This is a genomic window from Nocardiopsis lambiniae, assembly GCF_031845465.1.
In the GTDB taxonomy this organism is placed as follows: Bacteria; Actinomycetota; Actinomycetes; order Streptosporangiales; family Streptosporangiaceae; genus Nocardiopsis; species Nocardiopsis lambiniae.
In genome coordinates this window covers 133,786-150,828 of sequence record NZ_JAVREP010000008.1, presented here as the reverse complement: position 1 = coordinate 150,828, position 17,043 = coordinate 133,786, and the positions used below count along the sequence as shown (strand labels likewise).

The window sequence follows — 17,043 nt, the reverse complement described above, 5'->3', positions numbered from 1 at the left end:
GCGCACGGCACGCCTCCGGGCCGGGACCCGAGGGGTCCCGGCCCGGAGCGGCGGACGGTGCGGTGGGATCGAAGGCCCGGAGGCCGACGACCGGTCAGAACAGCGCGTCGGCCTCGCGGTGCCGGCCCGCCGCGCTGTAGGCGCCCGCCAGGTCGCGGCGCAGCCGCAGGGTCAGCCGGCGCACCTCGGGGTCGCCCGAGGAGTTGAGCGCGGACCGGTAGGCCTCGCGCAGCGTCTCCACGGCCTCCTCCGTGCGGCCCGCCTGGGTGTAGGCGCGGCCTAGCCGGTGGTGCACGGTCAGGGTGTCCAGGTGACCCTTGCCGATCCGACGGCGTCGGGCGGACAGCACCATGCGCAACTGGCGGACGGCGTCGTCGTAGCGGCCCGACATGCTCTGCGCCGCGCTCAGCCCCAGCCGCAGGTCCTCGCAGCGCTCCGCGCCGGTCACGTCCTCCAGCGCCCGCTCGTAGTGGGCCATGGCCGCGTCCAGCCGGCCGCTGCGCCGGTAGCACACGGCCAGCCGGGTGCGCGCCTCCACGGTGTCCTCGTCGGAGGGGCCGAAGGCGCCCTCCCGGTCGCGCAGCAGGACCTCCCACTGCGAGGCGGCGTCGGCGGGTCGCCCGGCGTCCTCATAGGCCCAGGCCAGGTTCTCGCGGATGATCTCGGTCCGGGGGTGCTCGGTGCCGAAGACCGCGATGGCCTCGGCCAGCGTCAGTTCGAACTGCTGCACGGCGGCCTGGCGGCGGCCCATCTGCGCGTACTTGGTCGCCAGGTTGTTGCGGGCGGTGATGGTGTCGGGGTGCTCGGTGCCCAGCCGCTCCACGAGGGACCGCAGGGTGCGCTCCAGCGAGGCCGCGCGCATCCCCGCGGTGGACGCGGGAGGGGAGGGGTCGAACGCCGGCGCGAGCGCCGCCACGGGGTTCGGATCGCTCATCACGCCCGCCGTGGCCGGGACCCGCGAAGGGAGGGGAACGGAGGGTTCCACCACGACCCGGTCGGGTGTCTCGGGCACGGACTCGTCGAGCGAGGGGACGACCTCGTCGGCGGCACGCGCCCGGTTCACGCGCGCCCGCCCGGTTCCGCCCAGCAACGAACGCCAGAACGACAGCAGACTCACCCTATTTCCCTGATCGCATCCTTGTCGCACCCCGGATCGGACCACCGGTGCTCCCGGTGTGCACCCACACCGTGGCAATGTTCCCTCTCACCCGTCAAGAGGTCACGGAACCTGGAAGTTCCAGGGCACGTTTCCATAACTTAATCGGACACGAGGTGATGGAACAGGCGGTTCGACCCCTGAATGTATAGTGACTTCGGACACATGGGATTCGGGACGTTTGAAGTGGGTAAAGGTTTACTCTTCTTCTGCTGATTTCAGGGACGTCGCCAGGGGTTCCGCGGTCAGCCCGATCTGCCACTCCCGGGCCCCGCGCTCGCGCAGGAACACCCCGATGGAGTCCGGGTCCACCGTCGCGGGCGGCGCCCACGCCAGCCTTCGCACGGTGTCGGGCAACAGCAGGTTCTCGGTCGGCATCACCACGTCCTCCGCGATGCCCGTCACCGTCGCCCGTGCCGCCTCCAGCCGGCGCGCCGCCTCGGGTGCGCGGTCGGCCCACCGGTTGACCGGCGGCGGGCCGTCTCCGGGGGCGTTGGGGCGGGGCAGGTCCGACTGCTCCAACTCCCGGACCCGGTCGATCGCCTGCATCCACGTGCTCACGTACCGCCGCGCCAGCTTGATCCCGAACTGGCGGATCCTGGTCAGGTCGGTCGCGGTGCGCGGCATGGTCGCCGCGGCCTCCACGATCGCCGCGTCCGGCAGCACCCGCCCGGGCGAGATGTCCCGCTCCTGCGCGATGCGGTCGCGCTCGTACCACAGCTCCCGCACGGCGGCCAGGGAACGCTGGTTGCGCACCCGGTGGATGCCCGAGGTGCGACGCCACGGATCCGGACGCGGCTCCTTGGGCGGGGCGGCCAACACCGAGGAGAACTCCTCCCGGGCCCACTCCAGTTTCCCCGCCTCCTCCAGTTCCACCTCCAGGGCGTCCCGGAGCTCGATGAGGATCTCCACGTCCAACGCCGCGTACCGCAACCAGTCCTCGGGCAGGGGACGCTGCGACCAGTCGACGGCCGAGTGCTCCTTGGCCAGGCGCACGTTGAGCATCCGCTCCACCATGAAACCCAGCCCCACGCGCTGGTAGCCCAGCAGCCTGCCGGCCAGCTCGGTGTCGAACAACCGGCGCGGTCGCAGGTTGACCTCGGTCAGGCACGGCAGGTCCTGGTGGGCCGCGTGCAGCACCACCTCGGTGTCCCGCACGGCGTCGTCCAGCCCGCTCAGGTCCGGGCAGGCGATCGGGTCGATCAACGCCGACCCCGCCCCCTCCCGGCGCAGCTGGACCAGGTAGGCGCGTTGCCCGTAGCGGTACCCCGACGCGCGCTCGGCATCGACCGCGATCGGTCCGCTGCCGGCGGCGAGGGCGGAGATCACTCCGGCCAGGGCGTCACCGTCGGAGGTGACCTCCGGCAGGCCTTCGCGCGGTTCCCGCAACAGGGGCGCCTTCTCGGCGTCGTCGTCACCTGGATCGCGGGGTTCTGTCTTCGAGTTCAACGCGTTCGCCACACCACTACGTTATGCGCTGCCGACACCGTACGCGGATTCGGTCCGGTCACGAACGAGGTCTCCGGACCCGTGCGGGCCGGGCACCTCAGGGCCGTGAACGCTGTCGTGCGATGTCGACGACATCGGCGGGCGGCAGCCCCGCGGCAGCCGCCAACAGGGTCTGCCAGGCCGCGCTGTGCGGGAGCAGGTCGTCCTCCTCCGGGGTCCACGAGGCGCGCATCTCCACCTCCGTCGTCGACCCCTCGCCGGCCTTGGTACCGAACCCCTCGGTGGTGGCACGGGTGACCGTGCCGCTCAACGTGTGGTGGGAGGCCCCGCACGCGGTCAGGGCGTCGGTCAGCCAGCTCCAGGCGACCCGCCCGAGCAGCGGGTCGGTGGCGATATCGGACTCCAACTCGGAGTTGATCTGACAGACGACCCTGAAGGGCCCGGGCCACTCCCGGGTCCCCTCGGGGTCGTACAGGACGATGAGGCGCCCCCAGGCGATCTCTTCGCCGTGTACGGTGACCTGCGCCGACACGGCGGCGGTATGGGGGGCCAGACGGGCCGGGGCGGGGATCTCCCGGACGGTGATCTCGGACCTGAGGGAAGGGCTGTTCAGGGCTTCGATCGCTCGTCGGAACGTTTCGCCGGCATCCGCGGCGCTACCGACATCGGGCATGGTGGAAACGTCAGCCTTCATTGTGTGTGATCGCGCGCTGGCGGGGTGTCGCTCGGAAGGGGACGGCTCTCCCCATCGCGGGCAGGAGGGTGGGCACGGAACCGACCGTGGCACGAGTCACGGCCCCGTGGTCGTAGATCCCCCGGCGTGTCGGGGTTTTGTGATGATCTTGGGACCGCTCCGCCACCGGACGGCGCCCTTGCGAGCCTTTGTGCGCCTTTGTGGGCCCTCCCGGGCCGGGGCCCGGGAGGGCCGGATCCCGCCATCCGCGTGAGAGCACCGGGCGGGGCATGGCACGATCGGAGGGTGACGCTGCAAGAATCTCCATTCCTTCGCGCCTGCCGGCGCCTGCCCGTGTCCCACACCCCGGTGTGGTTCATGCGCCAGGCCGGGCGCTCCCTGCCCGAGTACCGACGGGTCCGCGCCGACGTGCCGATGCTGGAGGCCTGCGCCCGTCCCGACATGATCACCGAGATCACGATGCAACCGGTCCGCCGGTACGACGTCGACGCCGCCATCTTCTTCAGCGACATCGTCGTTCCGCTCAAGGCCATCGGCATCGACCTGGACATCAAACCCGGTGTCGGCCCCGTGGTGGCCGACCCGATCCGCGACGCCGACGGCGTCAAGCGGCTGCGGGACATCGAGCCCGACGACCTGTCGTACGTGACCGAGGCCGTGGGCATGCTCACCGGAGAGCTCGGCGACAGGCCGCTCATCGGCTTCGCGGGCGCCCCGTTCACGCTGGCCTCCTACCTCATCGAGGGCGGGCCCTCCAAGAACCATGAGCACACCAAGGCGCTCATGTACGGCGAGCCCGAACTGTGGGACGAGCTGATGCGCCGGCTCTCCGCCATCACGCTCGGTTTCCTGCGCACCCAGATCGAAGCGGGCGCCAGCGCGATCCAGCTGTTCGACTCCTGGGTCGGCGCGCTCGGCGCCGAGGACTACCGCGCCTCCGTGCTGCCCTACACCTCGTGGATCTTCGGCCAGCTCAGCGAGTACGAGGTGCCCCGCATCCACTTCGGCGTGGGCACCGGTGAGCTGCTCGGCCTGCTCAGCGAGGCCGGGGCCGACGTGGTGGGCGTGGACTGGCGGGTGCCCCTGGACAAGGCCGTCCAGCGGGTTCAGCCGGGCACGGCCCTTCAGGGCAACCTGGACCCGGCCACCCTGTTCGCCCCCTGGGAGGTCGTGGCCGAGCGCACCCGCGACATCCTGTCCCGGGGCCGGACCGCCGACGGCCACATCTTCAACCTGGGCCACGGCGTGCTTCCGGAGACCGACCCGGACATGCTCCAGCGCCTCACCGCGTTCGTCCACGAGGAGACCGCGGTCTGACCCGCGCCTCCCCTGATCGCCGACGGCGCCCGGCCCCCGGTGGGGGGCGGGCGCCGTCGGCGTCACGGTGTCAGCGTTCGGCGGCCGTCGGCCCGTCCGTGTCGGTGTCCCGGCCGTCCTCGGACGCCTCGCCGGTCCCGGCGGCCTCGGTCGTCCCCTCGCGCCCGGGCGTGACGGCGCCCCCTTCCGGAGCGGGCGTCCCGTCGGCCCCCGCGGTCCCGGGGCCCCCGGCGCCGGTGTGGACCGGTACCCCCGGGTACGGGTGCGGGGCCGGCGCGGCGGCCCGGCGGCGCCGGACACGGGAGCGCAGCCACCACGCCAGCGCGGTCACCGGCACGGCCAGGACGGCGAGGAACGGCAGCAGCCAGCCCAGCGCCACGGCGAACCCCTCGAAGACCGAGACCAGCGCCAGCCAACCGCGCTCCAGGCCGCCCAGGAACCCGATGCTCTCCTCGGAGGGCTCCTCGATGTAGGTCTGCGGCGGCATCAACACGAGGTGGACCGTCGAGTACGAGATCTCGTTCTCCAGGGTCTTCCGCCGCGCCTGGAGCGCCTCCAGCTCCGCCTGGCGGTCCTGGACCTCCCGCTCGACCCGCAGCAGGTCGTCGACGTTCTCGGCCTCCTCCAGGTACCCGCGCAGGGTCTCCAGGGCCGTCTCGGACGACTCGATGCGGCTCTCGACGTCGGCGACCTCCTCGGTGACGTCCTGCACCGATCGGTCGAGGTCGGACCGGTCGCCCAGGTCCGCCAGCTCCTCCAGCGCGCCCTCGTAGTCGTCGTGGGGGATGCGCAGCGTCAGGTACGCCTCGGGAGTGCCGCCCTTGGGCGTGGACAGCGACTCCGAGGAGACGTAGCCGTCGGCGGCCAGGGTCAGCTCCTTGGCGCGCTCGGAGGCCTCGGGGACGTCGTCCACCCGCACGGTGAGTGCGGCGGTGTGGATGAGCTCGCGGTCGGAGATCACGACGTCGGAGTCGATGCCCGACGCGCCCCCCTCCTGCTCGACCGCACCGTCCTCGGCCCGGCCCGTCTCCTCGGAGAACCCCCCGTCCTCGACGGCGTCCGGGACGGCGTACTCCGCGGAGGACCCGGCGGAGGAGTCGGAGGAATGGAGGGTCGCCCCGCACGAGGTGACCATGAGGGCCGTCAGGCCCGCGCACATCACCCCGGCGAAACGCCGCACCGGGGTCGAACCTGAGATGATCATGCTCCTTCGACGTGGCCCGCCCCACACCCGTTTCGGCCCCTTGGTAACGAGCGGACAACGGTCCGAATCGGGTCGAAAGGCTCTGCCGGCACGGGACGTTCCCGGCGCCCCTCCGGTACCGGATGTCCGATCCTGGAGGGGGAGGGTCGCGACCCCGGTCGCCAACGGGGGCGGCGGGACGCTGTGATCCACGGCATCTGGGAAGCTGGGAACATGCCTGAAGCACCGCACGTCGTCGTGGTCGGGGGCGGCGTCTCCGGACTCACCGCCGCGCACCGCCTCACCGGGCTCGGCGCCGCCGTGACCGTGATCGAGGCCGCCGACGCGCCCGGCGGCAAGCTGCGGGCCTCTCCCGTGGCGGGTGTGGACGTCGACGCCGGTGCCGAATCCGTGCTGGCGCGCCGCCCCGAGGCGCTCGATCTCATCGCCGAACTCGGGATGACCGACCGCGTCGTCCACCCCGGTCCCGGCACGGCCGCCGTCTACAGTCGCGGTCGCGTCCGCCCCCTGCCCCGGGGACAGCTCATGGGCGTCCCCGGTGACCTGCGGGCGCTGGCCCGCAGCGGCGTGCTCTCCCCCCTGGGGACCGCTCGCGCCGCCCTGGACCTGGTGCGCCCGCGCACCCCGGTGCGCGGCGACCTCCCCGTGGCCTCCTACGTCGGGGTGCGCCTGGGCCGCGAGGTCGTCGAGCGCCTCGTGGAACCGCTGCTGGGCGGCGTCTACGCGGGCAACGCCGACCTCCTCTCCCTGGAGGCCACCGTGCCGCGGATCGCGGCGATGGCCCGCGACGGGGGATCCCTGATCCGCGGCGTCCACGACGCCCTGGGTGGCCCCGCGGCCGTGTCGGGACCGGTCTTCGCCTCCCTGCGCGGCGGCATCGCCGGTCTCACCGGCGAACTCGCCGAACGCCACGGCGAGGACCTGCGCACCGGAACCCGTGCCCGCTCCCTGGAACGCCTCCCCGAGGGCTGGCGCGTCCACCTCGACGGCGGCGACCGGGTCGAGGCCTCCGCCGTCCTGCTGGCCTGTCCGGCCCCGGAGGCGGCCCGCCTCCTCGCCGACCACGTCCCCGAGGCCGCTCGCGACCTGCGCGGCATCGAGTACGCGAGCATGGCCCTGATCACCCTGGCCCTTCCGGCGTCGGCGCTGCCCGCTCCGCTCACCGGGACCGGCTTCCTCGTCCCGGTGGGGGAGGGCGGCCTCACCGTCAAGGCGGCCACCTTTTCGAGCAACAAGTGGCCCTGGATCGCCGAGGAGCTCGCCGCGACCGGCGAGGACCTGGTCATGGTGCGCTGCTCCATCGGCCGCTTCGGCGAGACCGGTGTCCTGGACCGCTCCGACGAGGAGCTCGTCGCCACCGCCGTGGCCGACCTGTCCGAGGTGCTCGGCCCGATCGGCCGCCCCGCCCAGACCCGGGTGACCCGTTGGGACGACGGTCTGCCCCAGTACACGGTCGGGCACACCGCGCGCGTCGCCCGCGTCCGTGAGGCCCTCGCCCGCCACCATGGACTGTCGGTGTGCGGAGCGGCCTACGGCGGGGTGGGCGTACCGGCGTGCATCGCCGACGCGGATCGCCAGGCCCGGGACCTGCTCTCCGCCCTCCAGACCGACAGTCACACCAGCCGCGGCGACGGAGCCGACGGCACGAACCAGCAAGGAGTCAACCCGTGACGGGCCAGCACAACGACGCCACCGGCCAGGACGGCACCGACCTCAACGCCCTCATCCGCTACACCATGTGGTCGGTCTTCAAGGTCGACACCCTCGAAGGCGTCGACCGGGCCGCCGCCGCGGACGAACTCCAGGGCCTGCTCGACAAGGCGGCCGAGCAGGGCGTCACCACCCGCGGCGGCTACGACGTGCAGGGCTTCCGCGCCGACGCCGACATCATGTTCTGGTGGGTGGCCGACACCCACGAGCGGCTCCAGGACGTCTACGCCGCGTTCCGCCGCACCGCGGTCGGCCGCGCCGCCACCCCGGTGTGGTCGGTGATGGGCCTGCACCGGCCCGCCGAGTTCAACCGTGGCCACGTACCGGCGTTCCTGGCGGGCGAGGAGCCCCGCGACAACCTCTGCGTGTACCCCTTCGTGCGCTCCTACGAGTGGTACCTGCTGCCCGACGACGAGCGTCGGGCGATGCTGGCCGAGCACGGCCGGATGGCCGCCCCCTACCCGGACGTGCGCGCCAACACCGTCTCCTCGTTCGGTCTGAGCGACTACGAGTGGCTGCTGGCCTTCGAGGCCGACGAGCTGCACCGCATCGTCGACCTCATGCGCCACCTGCGCGGCGCCAAGGCCCGGCTGCACACCCGCGAGGAGATCCCGTTCTACACGGGTCGTCGCAAGAGTGTCGCCGAGCTGGTCGAGTCCCTGCCGTAACCGGCCCCGGACGGCGAACGGCGCCCCGGCGGATCTCCGCCGGGGCGCCGTCGCGCGTTCGTCCCGCTTCCCGCCTACTCCTCGACGGGGGCGGCCGGTCGGGCCGGCTCCTCGATCGCGTGCCGGGTGGCCAGGACGTAGAAGGGCACGGTCACGATGAAGGCCAGCACCAGGGCGCTCATCAGGTAGACCAACCACTGTCCGGCGGGCAGGCCCAGACCCCAGGACACGATGAGAGCCACACCGGTGCCGAGCACGCCCAGGACCGCGTACGCCTTGCGTCCGCGCGGTTTGGGGTACTCGACCCGGCTCACCATCAGCCAGGAGATGAACAGCACCGCCACCGCGGCGATGGCCGGCGGCGGGTTCAGCAACACCACGGTGACCACGGCCATCGCGCCGAACGGGCACGGCAGACCGGTGAAGTACCCCGTGCCCGGGGCCTGGAGGGAGAAGCGCGCCAGGCGCACGATCACCGCGAGCAGCACCGCGCCGCCCGCCATGATCGTCAGTGTCCCGGCTCCGCCGCTCTGGGTGCCCCAGACCACGAACAGGAACGCGGGGGTGAACCCGAAGCTGATGACGTCGGCGAGGTTGTCGAGTTCGGCGCCCATGCCGCTGCCGCCGAGCTTGCGGGCCACCCGCCCGTCGAGCACGTCCAGCGCGGCGGCCACCAGCATCAGCCCCACGACCATGGCCATGGCGCTGCGGGGCAGGGGCCCCGTCGCGCCGGTGGCGATGTGCGTCGACAGGGCGGAGACCAGCGCCAACACGGCGAGGAACCCGCACAGGGCGTTGCCCAGCGTCAGGTAGTCGGCCAGGGCCAGACGAAGCCGGGGGGTACCGTCGGTGACGGGTGAGGCGAGGGGGCCCTCAGTCGGCGTCAAGGCGGGTTTCCCCGGCGCGGACCCGCTGGCCGACCTCCACCGCCGGGGTGACACCGGCCGGAAGGTAGACGTCGACGCGGGAGCCGAACCGGATGAGCCCGATCCTCTCGCCTTGTTCGACCTTCTGCCCCGCAGCGAGATACGGGATGATACGCCTGACCATCGCGCCGGCGATTTGAACGACCGTGATCTCACCGATCTCGGTTTCAAGGGTCCAGATGACGCGTTCATTACGCTCGCTGTCCTTGTCGAATGCGGGGCGAAAGCCCCCGGGGCGGTGTTCGACACCGGTCACCACACCGGCGAGGGGGGCACGGTTGACGTGCACGTTGAGGGGGTTCATGAACACCGCGATCCGGGTGCGGCCATCGGATCGGGCATCGATGCTCTGCACGACGCCGTCGGCCGCTGACAACACCCGACCGGTCGCCGGACCCCGTTCGGGGTCGCGGAAGAACCACGTCATCCCGGCGGCCAGGGCCACCACCGGCACGGCCACCGCCGTGCGTGCTCTGGAACCGCGGGCGGCCAGGGCCGCGACGCCGGCGGCGCCGAGCGCCGGCAGCAGCCACGGGGCGGAACCCTGGGCCATGCCGAACCGAGGGCGTGCCGGTGGCCGGTGGGAGACGGATGTGGAAGGTGAGTCGTCGGTCATCGAGCGCTTTCGTCGCGGGTGATTCGGTGTGTCGCGGGCCGGCGGGGGAGCAGGCCTTCGGCACGCCGCATGCGATTATCCCTGATCCGCCGAGGGCGGTGATCAGGTGAACACCGGGTCGCCCTCGGGCGACCCGCAGGCGTACGCCCGGAACCAGGATGGTACGCCAACCTACTCCGTCGGCTCCAGGGTAAGGGCGACCGAATTGATGCAATAACGGTCGTCGGTGGGCGTGGCGTACCCCTCACCGTGGAAGACGTGCCCCAGGTGGGAGTCGCAGGTGGCGCACCGTACCTCGGTCCGCACCGTGCCCAGGGAGCGGTCCTCGCGCAGGACGACGGCGTCGGAGTCGGCCGGGTCGTAGAAGCTGGGCCAGCCGCAGTGGGAGTCGAACTTCTCGTCGGAACGGAACAGCTCGCTCCCACAACCCCTGCAACGATAGACGCCCCGGGTCTTCGTCTCCACATAGGCCCCGGTCCACGGGCGTTCGGTGCCGGCCAGGCGCAGTACCGCGTACTCCTGGTCGTCGAGCCGCTCGCGCCACTCCCGGTCGGTCTTCGGGATGTCGGTCCCGCCGTGCGGGGTCCGGTCCGCTGTATCAGCCATACCTTCGACGTTATCCGGAAACGGATGCCGGTGTCGCCCCCGGGCGGACTCGGGGCGCGTTCACTCTCCGGCGTGGTAAATCCCCCTTGGCCGTGACATACCCCTAACTTCACCCTCGGTGGCGTTCGGTAGTCATCCGTGCGGGTAGGGCAGCGGACAGGGTTCGAAGATCGAGGGCGCACGAGGCGGGTGACATGGCCGTTACAACGGAACAGTCACTTAATGTGACCAAGAAAACACGAAGAGTCGGAAGGGTGCGATACGGGCTGTGGTGGGTCGAACGGGCCACCGCCGGCGCGCGCGGCGGGATCCACGCCTTCACCCGGGCGGCGGCCCGGGAGATACGGGGGGCCGCGGACGCGACCCTGCGCCTCCTCCCGGCCAGGGCGGGCCGTTCCACCGCGTCCGAACCCTGGGACGACCGGACGCTGTTCACCGGGTTGACGGTGTTCTCCCTGGTGGCGGTGGCCGTCTCCCTCCTTCTGGGATTCGGCGTGGCCGAATGGATGCGGACCGAGCCCGAGGCGCTGCTCATCGCCGGGTTGGGCGCCGTGGTGGTCGGGGCGGTGCTGCTGCCCCTGGGCCGCCTGGTGTTCACCTCCAGACGGAGGCGTCGCGCGGTGGCGGAGGAACGGGAGTGAACATCCCGGTGGGGCGCCCGCGCGGGCGCCCCACCGGGATGTTCGACGCTCAGGCCTCGAAGTCGTATTGCAGCACGTAGGCCGAGCCGTCCATCGTGATCTCGTTGAACTCCACGGGCCGGTGATCGGCGGTCAGCGCGGTCCGCGCCACCTCCAGCACCGGGGTCCCCGGGGTCAGTCCCAAGGCCTCGGTCTCCTCCGGGGTCGGCATCCGGCCGCGGATCTCCTCGGTGAAGCGCGCCGGGGCCAGCCCCCGTTCGGCCAGGCGCGCGTAGATCCCACCGGGTCCGGTGTCGCCGTCGCGGAAGCGCGGTTCGTCGCCGACCAGGGCCAGGGGCAGGTGCGAGAGGGCCGTCTGTACGGGCCGGCCGTCCACCAGGTAACGCCGGGAACGCAGCAGCACCCCCTCGCCCTCGGTCAATCCCAGAACGCGGGCCACGTGATCGCGCGCCGTGCCCTCCTCCACCCGCAGGCGGTCCACGTCGTAGCCGCGATCCTCGCCATCGGTGTCGGTCTGCCAGATGGCCCGTCCGTTGCCCCACAGCTCTCTGGACAGGCGTCGGGCACCGTGTCTTCGTATCGGGCGGAACAGGCGCACGTAGACGCCGGACCCCCGCACGGCCACGGCCAGTCCCTCGTTGATGAGCACGGACAGCGCCTGCCGTGCGGTCGCCCGCGCGACGCCATGGCGCTCCATGATGACGTTCTCCCCGGGAAGGCGGTCGCCGTCGGCGTACCGTCCGGAGCGGATCTGCTCGCGTAGTTCCTCGGCTATCTCCCTGTAGACCGGCGGAGGGGATCCGTTTTCGGACGTCGGCACCACGTTCTTCCTCTCGGCCGGGGGCCAGGCCCGGTCAGTCCCGTCGATGCGGTGTGTCCACTGGATGGCACATCTCGGGTATGTCCGATTGAGGGAGGGTTCATGCGTGATTGAGTGGTGGCCGAAATCGACCGGTTATGGTCAGGGTTCGCGGGTGTGCGCCATCACCGCACGTAGCGCGCGAACAGGGCGCCTTCCGCCGTCAGCAGGTGCGCCATGCGCACGGGTGTGCTTTGCGTCGAGACGTGTTCGCGCGTCCCGGGGGTGCCCGGACCGCCGGAGACGATGCGCGGCGCCCCGGCGCCCAACAGGCGCGGGCTCAGGGTCAGGCACAGCTCGTCCAGTAGCCCGGCGGCGGTGAACTCGGCCAGCAGGTGCGGGCCGCCCTCGGTGAGGATCCGGTACAGCCCTCGGCCGGCGAGCGCGTTGACCACGTGGGCGGGCGTGACCGATTCCCCCTCGACCACCACCAGGTCGGCGTGGCGGGCCGCGTGCGCCCTGCGGTCGGCCGGAGCGGTGGCCGTGGTGAACACGATGGTGCGCGCGTGACCGGGCGCTTCGGTGAGGAGCCGCTCGGGCAGGTCCAGCGTGCGTGAGACGACGGCGACGGGAGGGGTCGCGGGGCGTCCGGCCCGCAGCGCGGCCCAGGAGGTCCGGGCCTTGACGGGGTCGTAGCCCTCCACCCGGGCGGTGTGCGCGCCCACCAGCACGACGTCGCACAGTCCGCGCAGGACCCCCATCACCCGGCGGTCGGCGGGTGATGACAGGTCGCGGCTGCGCCCGGAGGGACCGATGGCCCCGCCGTCGACGCTGGCCACCATGTTGGCCCTCACCCAGGGGCGGTCGAGGCCGACCGGATGGGCGTAGGCGGCGACCAGGTCCACCTCCACGTCAGGGGAGGGGAGGAGCGCACGGAAGGTCACGTTCACATCGTTGCCGGACATGGTGCACCAGCGTAGGGCCTCGCCGTGGCGGGGGCCCTCCACGCCCGGCCCGTGTCGCCCCCGCCCGACCCGGCGGCGCGGTCGTCGCGCCGCCGGGTCGGTGCCGATCAGTCCTCGCCCCCCATCAGCCCTCGCCGCCGGTGCGGTGGGACACCCGGCGCAGCACGACCAGCGCCCGGTCGATGACCCGGATCGGGCCGCCCGCCGCCACGAAGGGCCGGTCCGCCACGTCAGGTTCGGCGGTGTCCAGCACCGTCTCCCACGCCATGCCGTACTCGGTGCCCGGCACGGTGAAGTCCACCGCGTCCGCGCCGCTGTTGAGCAGCAGCAGGAAGGAGCTGTCCCGGATGCGCCGCCCCCGCGGATCGGGCTCGGTGATGGCGTCCCCGTTGAGGAACACCCCCAAGGCCCGGCCGGGGCGGTTCCAGTCGCCCCCGTCCATCGGCCGACCGTCCGGACGCAACCAGGCGATGTCGGGCAACCCCTCCCGGTCGCCCGCCTTCGTGGTCCCCCCGCCCTCCACCGGGCTGCCCCGGAAGAAGCGCCGACGCCGGAACACCGGGTGCTCCCGGCGCAACCGCGCCAACCCTCGGACGTAGTCCAGCAGGTCGTTCTCGGGTTCCTCCCCCTCCCCGAGACCGGCCGCCTTCCAGTCGATCCAGGAGATCTCGTTGTCCTGGCAGTAGGCGTTGTTGTTGCCTCCCTGGGTGCGTCCCACCTCGTCGCCGTGGGACAGCATCACCACCCCCTGGGACAGGTACAGGGTGGTGAGGAAGTTGCGGACCTGGCGGCGTCGCAACGTGATGATCGCCGGATCCTCGGTGGGTCCCTCCGTCCCGTGGTTCCAGGACCGGTTGTCGTCGGTGCCGTCCCGGTTGTCCTCACCGTTGGCCTCGTTGTGCTTGTGGTCGTAGGCGACCAGGTCGGCCAGGGTGAAACCGTCGTGGCAGGTGATGAAGTTGATCGAGGCCACCGGACGGCGCCCGTCGTCCTGGTACAGGTCGCTGGAGCCCGACAGTCGCGACGCCAACTCGCCCATCACGGGCTCGCCGCGCCAGTAGTCGCGCACGGTGTCCCGGTACTTGCCGTTCCACTCCGTCCACAACGGCGGGAAGTTGCCCACCTGGTAGCCGCCCGGACCCACGTCCCAGGGTTCGGCGATCAGTTTGACCTGGGAGATCACCGGATCCTGCTGGACGATGTCGAAGAACGTGCTCAGCCGGTCGACGTCGTGGAACTCCCGGGCCAGCGCCGACGCCAGGTCGAACCGGAACCCGTCCACGTGCATCTCCAGGACCCAGTACCGCAGCGAGTCCATGATGAGCTGCAACGAGTGCGGATGCCGGACGTTGAGGCTGTTGCCGCACCCGGTGTAGTCGAGGTAGTAGCGCTGGTCCTGATCGCTGACCCGGTAGTAGCTGAGGTTGTCGATGCCCCGCAGGGACAACGTCGGTCCCATGTGGTCGCCCTCGGCGGTGTGGTTGTACACCACGTCGAGCAGCACCTCGATGCCGGCCTCGTGCAGCGACTTCACCATCGCCTTGAACTCCTGGACCTGCTGACCGCGCGAACCGCGCGCCGCGTACCCGCTGTGCGGGGCCAGGAAGGAGAGGGTGTTGTACCCCCAGTAGTTGGTCAGCCCGCGCGCCACCATGGCGTGCTCGGGCACGAAGTGGTGCACCGGCATGATCTCGACCGCCGTCACCCCCAGCGAGGTGAGGTAGTCGATCATGGCCGGGTGCGCCAACCCCGAGTAGGTGCCCCGTTGATGCTCGGGGATGCCGGGATGGCGCATGGTCAGGCCGCGCACGTGCGCCTCGTAGATCACCGTCTGGTGGTACGGGGTGCGCGGTCTGGACTCGTTGCCCCAGTCGAAGAACGGGCTCACCACGACGCACTTGGGCACGTAGGGCGCGCTGTCGGCGGTGTTCTTGCGACCGGGATCGGCGAAGTGGTAGCTGAACAGCGATTCGTGCCAGGTGAGATTGCCGTTCAGCGCCTTGGCGTAGGGATCGGTGAGCAGTTTGTTCGGATTGCAGCGCAGTCCGTGCTCTGGTGCGTAGGGACCATGGACGCGGTACCCGTACTGCTGACCCGGACCGATGCCCGGAAGATATCCGTGCCAGACGAATCCGTCGTATTCGGTCAGAGGTATGCGGGTCTCCTCGCCGTCGTCGTCGAACAGGCACAGATCGACCCGTTCGGCGACCTCGGAGAAGAGGGAGAAATTGGTACCGGACCCGTCGTAGGTCGCACCCAGAGGATAGGAACTACCTGGCCAGACTTCCACCATGGACGTTATCGGTCTCTTGATCTCGGGGCCTTCGGAGGGTATCGTCCGGGCCGTCCGTGAGCGCTCCCCTTGCGGTCGGGTGCGCGGACGGTCCTGCGATGGTCCGAAAGCGGGCGGTCGTGTTCATGACGACTTCTTCCTTCCGCTCTGACCGCAGAAGTATGCAGAACTGGGCCGATGATCATTCATCGGCCACCCCGGATCGAGGATCGCGACCCCGAAAATGATGATTTCCGGGGATATACGAGGCGCGCGGATGAGACGAACTTCGACCGCGCTCCCCGCATTCGGTCCACGCAAATGGCCACAAGAGTCACACCGGTCCCTCCCGCCACAGGAGGGACCGGCCGGGAGCTCACCGCCGGGGCCGGGCCCGGTCCAGGATCAGACCGGTGTCCACACCCCGGGGCAGGGTGCCGAACACGTGCCCCCACTCACCGCCCAACCGGGACGCGGTGAACGCCTCGGCCACGGGGGTGGGCGAGTGGCGCAGCAGCACCGACGCCTGGAGGGTGAGCGCCATCAGCTCCACCACCGAACGCGCCCGGTACCGGATCTCCTCCGGGTCGCTCAGGACCTGCTCCAGGCGCTTGAGCGCCGTGTCGTAGTGGTCGTCCACCCCCCGGGCGGTGTCCAGCTCGGCGAAGAACGCCTCCACGGTCTCGGGGCCGCGGCCCATCGCGCGCAGCACGTCCAGGGCCGCCACGTTGCCCGACCCCTCCCAGATGGAGTTGAGCGGGGAGTCCCGGAACAGCCGGGGCATGCCCGACTCCTCCACGTACCCGTTGCCGCCCAGGCATTCCAGGGCCTCGGCGGCGTGCGCGGGCTGGCGCTTGGTCACCCAGAACTTGCTCACGGCCACCGCCAGCCGACGGAAGGCCGTCTCGGCCTCGTCACCGCGCACCGACCGGTCCACCGCCCCGGCCAGCCGCGTCATCAGCGCGGTGGCCGCCTCCGACTCCAACGCCAGGTCGGCCAGCACGTTGCGCATGAGCGGCTGGTCCACCAGGACCTCGCCGAACGCGGACCGGTGCTCCGCGTGGTGCAGGGCGTGGGTGAGCGCCGCGCGCATGCCCGCCGCCGAACCGATGACGCAGTCCAACCGGGTGCTGTTGACCATCTCGATGATGGTCGGCACACCCCGGCCCGCCTCGCCCACCAGGTGGGCGACCGCGCCGTCGTACTCCAGTTCCGCCGAGGCGTTGGACCTGTTGCCGAGCTTGTCCTTGAGCCGCTGGACGTGCAGCCGGTTGCGGGTGCCGTCCTCCAGCACCCGGGGCACGAGGAAACAGCTCAACCCCTCGGGCGCCTGGGCCAGGGTGAGGAAGAAGTCGCTCATCGGCGCGGACGTGAACCACTTGTGCCCGGTGAGCAGGTGATGCCCGTCGTCGGTGGGCACCGCGCGGGTGGTGTTCGCGCGCACGTCCGACCCGCCCTGCTTCTCGGTCATGGACATGCCCGCGAGAAGGCCGCGCTTGGTGTGCGGCGCGCGCAGCCCGAAGTCGTAGGTGCGGGAGGTCAGGAGGGGTTCGTACCGCCGCGCCAGTTCCGGGGCGTGGCGCAGCGCGGGGACCACCGCGTAGGTCATCGAGATCGGACAGCCGTGCCCGGCCTCGGGCTGGGACCACAGGTAGAACTTGGCGGCGCGGGCCACGTGGGCGCCGGGCCGCTCGTCGCCCCAGGGTGCGGCGTGCAGTCCGAACTCCACCGCCTGGTCCATGAGCACGTGGTAGGCGGGCTGGTAGTCGACCTCGTCGATGCGGTGGCCGTAGCGGTCGTGCGTGCGCAGCACGGGCGGATGGGCGTTGGCGGACTCACCCCAGGAGCGGACCCGCTCCGTGCCGGCGGCGTCACCGACCTCGCGCACCTCCGCCTCGGCCCAGCCGGCGCCCTCGCGCCGTACGCCCTCCAGGAGGGCCGGGTCGTCGGCGGCGTTGTAGTCGCCGAGCGGGGCGGCCTGGTTGAACACCTCGTGTGTCGGGGGCATGGCGTGCTTTCC

15 protein-coding genes are annotated in these 17,043 nt (G+C 71.4%); 4 read left to right on the top strand and 11 right to left on the bottom strand.

The window, feature by feature from the left end; translation table 11 throughout:
• Window positions 1-94 precede the first annotated feature (94 nt).
• The 3 genes from RM479_RS14185 to RM479_RS14175 form a co-directional block, all read right to left on the bottom strand.
• Window positions 95-1,012: a tetratricopeptide repeat protein gene (locus tag RM479_RS14185; protein ID WP_397222195.1), complete on the bottom strand. Its 918-nt coding sequence runs from the start codon at window positions 1,010-1,012 to the stop codon at window positions 95-97.
• A gap of 342 nt (window positions 1,013-1,354) precedes the next feature.
• Window positions 1,355-2,617 (bottom strand): ribonuclease D, encoded by a 1,263-nt coding sequence (locus RM479_RS14180; RefSeq protein WP_311512205.1) that lies wholly within the window; start codon window positions 2,615-2,617, stop codon window positions 1,355-1,357.
• A gap of 85 nt (window positions 2,618-2,702) precedes the next feature.
• Window positions 2,703-3,278 carry a DUF3000 domain-containing protein gene (locus RM479_RS14175; RefSeq protein ID WP_311512204.1) on the bottom strand — a complete coding sequence of 192 codons (576 nt, stop codon included), beginning with the start codon at window positions 3,276-3,278 and terminating at the stop codon, window positions 2,703-2,705.
• A 312-nt stretch (window positions 3,279-3,590) separates the two neighbouring features.
• On the opposite strand from RM479_RS14175, the gene hemE reads away from it, so the two are divergent.
• Window positions 3,591-4,616 carry a uroporphyrinogen decarboxylase gene (hemE, locus tag RM479_RS14170; RefSeq protein WP_274811656.1) on the top strand — a complete coding sequence of 342 codons (1,026 nt, stop codon included), beginning with the start codon at window positions 3,591-3,593 and terminating at the stop codon, window positions 4,614-4,616.
• A 70-nt stretch (window positions 4,617-4,686) separates the two neighbouring features.
• On the opposite strand, the gene RM479_RS14165 is transcribed toward hemE, so the two are convergent.
• On the bottom strand, window positions 4,687-5,820 hold the full coding sequence (locus tag RM479_RS14165; RefSeq protein ID WP_311512203.1) for a DUF4349 domain-containing protein: 1,134 nt from the start codon (window positions 5,818-5,820) through the stop codon (window positions 4,687-4,689).
• A 213-nt stretch (window positions 5,821-6,033) separates the two neighbouring features.
• Between RM479_RS14165 and hemG the strand changes: the two genes are divergently transcribed.
• Entirely contained in the window at window positions 6,034-7,491 is a 1,458-nt protein-coding gene (gene hemG, locus RM479_RS14160; protein ID WP_311512202.1) for a protoporphyrinogen oxidase, read from the top strand.
• A complete protein-coding gene (gene hemQ / locus RM479_RS14155; protein WP_311512201.1) occupies window positions 7,488-8,198 on the top strand; it encodes a hydrogen peroxide-dependent heme synthase in 711 nt (236 codons plus the stop codon). The genes hemG and hemQ overlap by 4 nt, the downstream gene beginning before the upstream one ends.
• A gap of 74 nt (window positions 8,199-8,272) precedes the next feature.
• Here the strand turns inward: hemQ and pssA are convergent, their stop codons facing one another.
• From pssA to msrB, 3 genes are all read right to left on the bottom strand, one after another.
• The gene (gene pssA, locus RM479_RS14150; RefSeq protein WP_311512200.1) at window positions 8,273-9,085 is read right to left on the bottom strand and encodes a CDP-diacylglycerol--serine O-phosphatidyltransferase; all 813 of its coding nucleotides are present in this window, start codon (window positions 9,083-9,085) and stop codon (window positions 8,273-8,275) included.
• Complete coding sequence (locus RM479_RS14145; RefSeq protein WP_311512199.1) at window positions 9,072-9,740, bottom strand: phosphatidylserine decarboxylase; 669 nt, start codon at window positions 9,738-9,740, stop codon at window positions 9,072-9,074. The genes pssA and RM479_RS14145 overlap by 14 nt, the downstream gene beginning before the upstream one ends.
• 171 nt (window positions 9,741-9,911) lie before the next feature.
• Entirely contained in the window at window positions 9,912-10,346 is a 435-nt protein-coding gene (gene msrB / locus RM479_RS14140; protein WP_311512198.1) for a peptide-methionine (R)-S-oxide reductase MsrB, read from the bottom strand.
• Between the two features lie 254 nt (window positions 10,347-10,600).
• On the opposite strand from msrB, the gene RM479_RS14135 reads away from it, so the two are divergent.
• Window positions 10,601-10,987, top strand: coding sequence for a hypothetical protein (locus tag RM479_RS14135; protein ID WP_311512197.1), 387 nt, complete (start codon window positions 10,601-10,603; stop codon window positions 10,985-10,987).
• A gap of 49 nt (window positions 10,988-11,036) precedes the next feature.
• Here the strand turns inward: RM479_RS14135 and RM479_RS14130 are convergent, their stop codons facing one another.
• The 4 genes from RM479_RS14130 to RM479_RS14115 form a co-directional block, all read right to left on the bottom strand.
• Window positions 11,037-11,807: a GntR family transcriptional regulator gene (locus RM479_RS14130; protein ID WP_311512196.1), complete on the bottom strand. Its 771-nt coding sequence runs from the start codon at window positions 11,805-11,807 to the stop codon at window positions 11,037-11,039.
• Window positions 11,808-11,971: 164 nt separating this feature from the next.
• Window positions 11,972-12,751, bottom strand: a complete 780-nt coding sequence (locus RM479_RS14125; RefSeq protein ID WP_311512195.1) for a pyrimidine reductase family protein — start codon at window positions 12,749-12,751, stop codon at window positions 11,972-11,974.
• Window positions 12,752-12,875: 124 nt separating this feature from the next.
• The gene (glgX, locus tag RM479_RS14120) at window positions 12,876-15,044 is read right to left on the bottom strand and encodes a glycogen debranching protein GlgX (protein ID WP_311512194.1); all 2,169 of its coding nucleotides are present in this window, start codon (window positions 15,042-15,044) and stop codon (window positions 12,876-12,878) included.
• Between the two features lie 355 nt (window positions 15,045-15,399).
• A complete protein-coding gene (locus RM479_RS14115; protein WP_311512193.1) occupies window positions 15,400-17,031 on the bottom strand; it encodes an acyl-CoA dehydrogenase family protein in 1,632 nt (543 codons plus the stop codon).
• Between the last annotated feature and the right edge of the window lie 12 nt (window positions 17,032-17,043).

Excerpts from the sequence above, each read along its gene's own strand:
- msrB (WP_311512198.1), bottom strand. The coding sequence starts at position 10,346 with ATGGCTGATACAGCGGACCGGACCCCGCACGGCGGGACCGACATCCCG.
- RM479_RS14125 (WP_311512195.1), bottom strand. The coding sequence starts at position 12,751 with ATGTCCGGCAACGATGTGAACGTGACCTTCCGTGCGCTCCTCCCCTCC.
- RM479_RS14175 (WP_311512204.1), bottom strand. The coding sequence starts at position 3,278 with ATGCCCGATGTCGGTAGCGCCGCGGATGCCGGCGAAACGTTCCGACGA.
- RM479_RS14115 (WP_311512193.1), bottom strand. The coding sequence starts at position 17,031 with ATGCCCCCGACACACGAGGTGTTCAACCAGGCCGCCCCGCTCGGCGAC.
- hemG (WP_311512202.1), top strand. The coding sequence starts at position 6,034 with ATGCCTGAAGCACCGCACGTCGTCGTGGTCGGGGGCGGCGTCTCCGGA.
- glgX (WP_311512194.1), bottom strand. The coding sequence starts at position 15,044 with ATGGTGGAAGTCTGGCCAGGTAGTTCCTATCCTCTGGGTGCGACCTAC.
- RM479_RS14145 (WP_311512199.1), bottom strand. The coding sequence starts at position 9,740 with ATGACCGACGACTCACCTTCCACATCCGTCTCCCACCGGCCACCGGCA.
- RM479_RS14165 (WP_311512203.1), bottom strand. The coding sequence starts at position 5,820 with ATGATCATCTCAGGTTCGACCCCGGTGCGGCGTTTCGCCGGGGTGATG.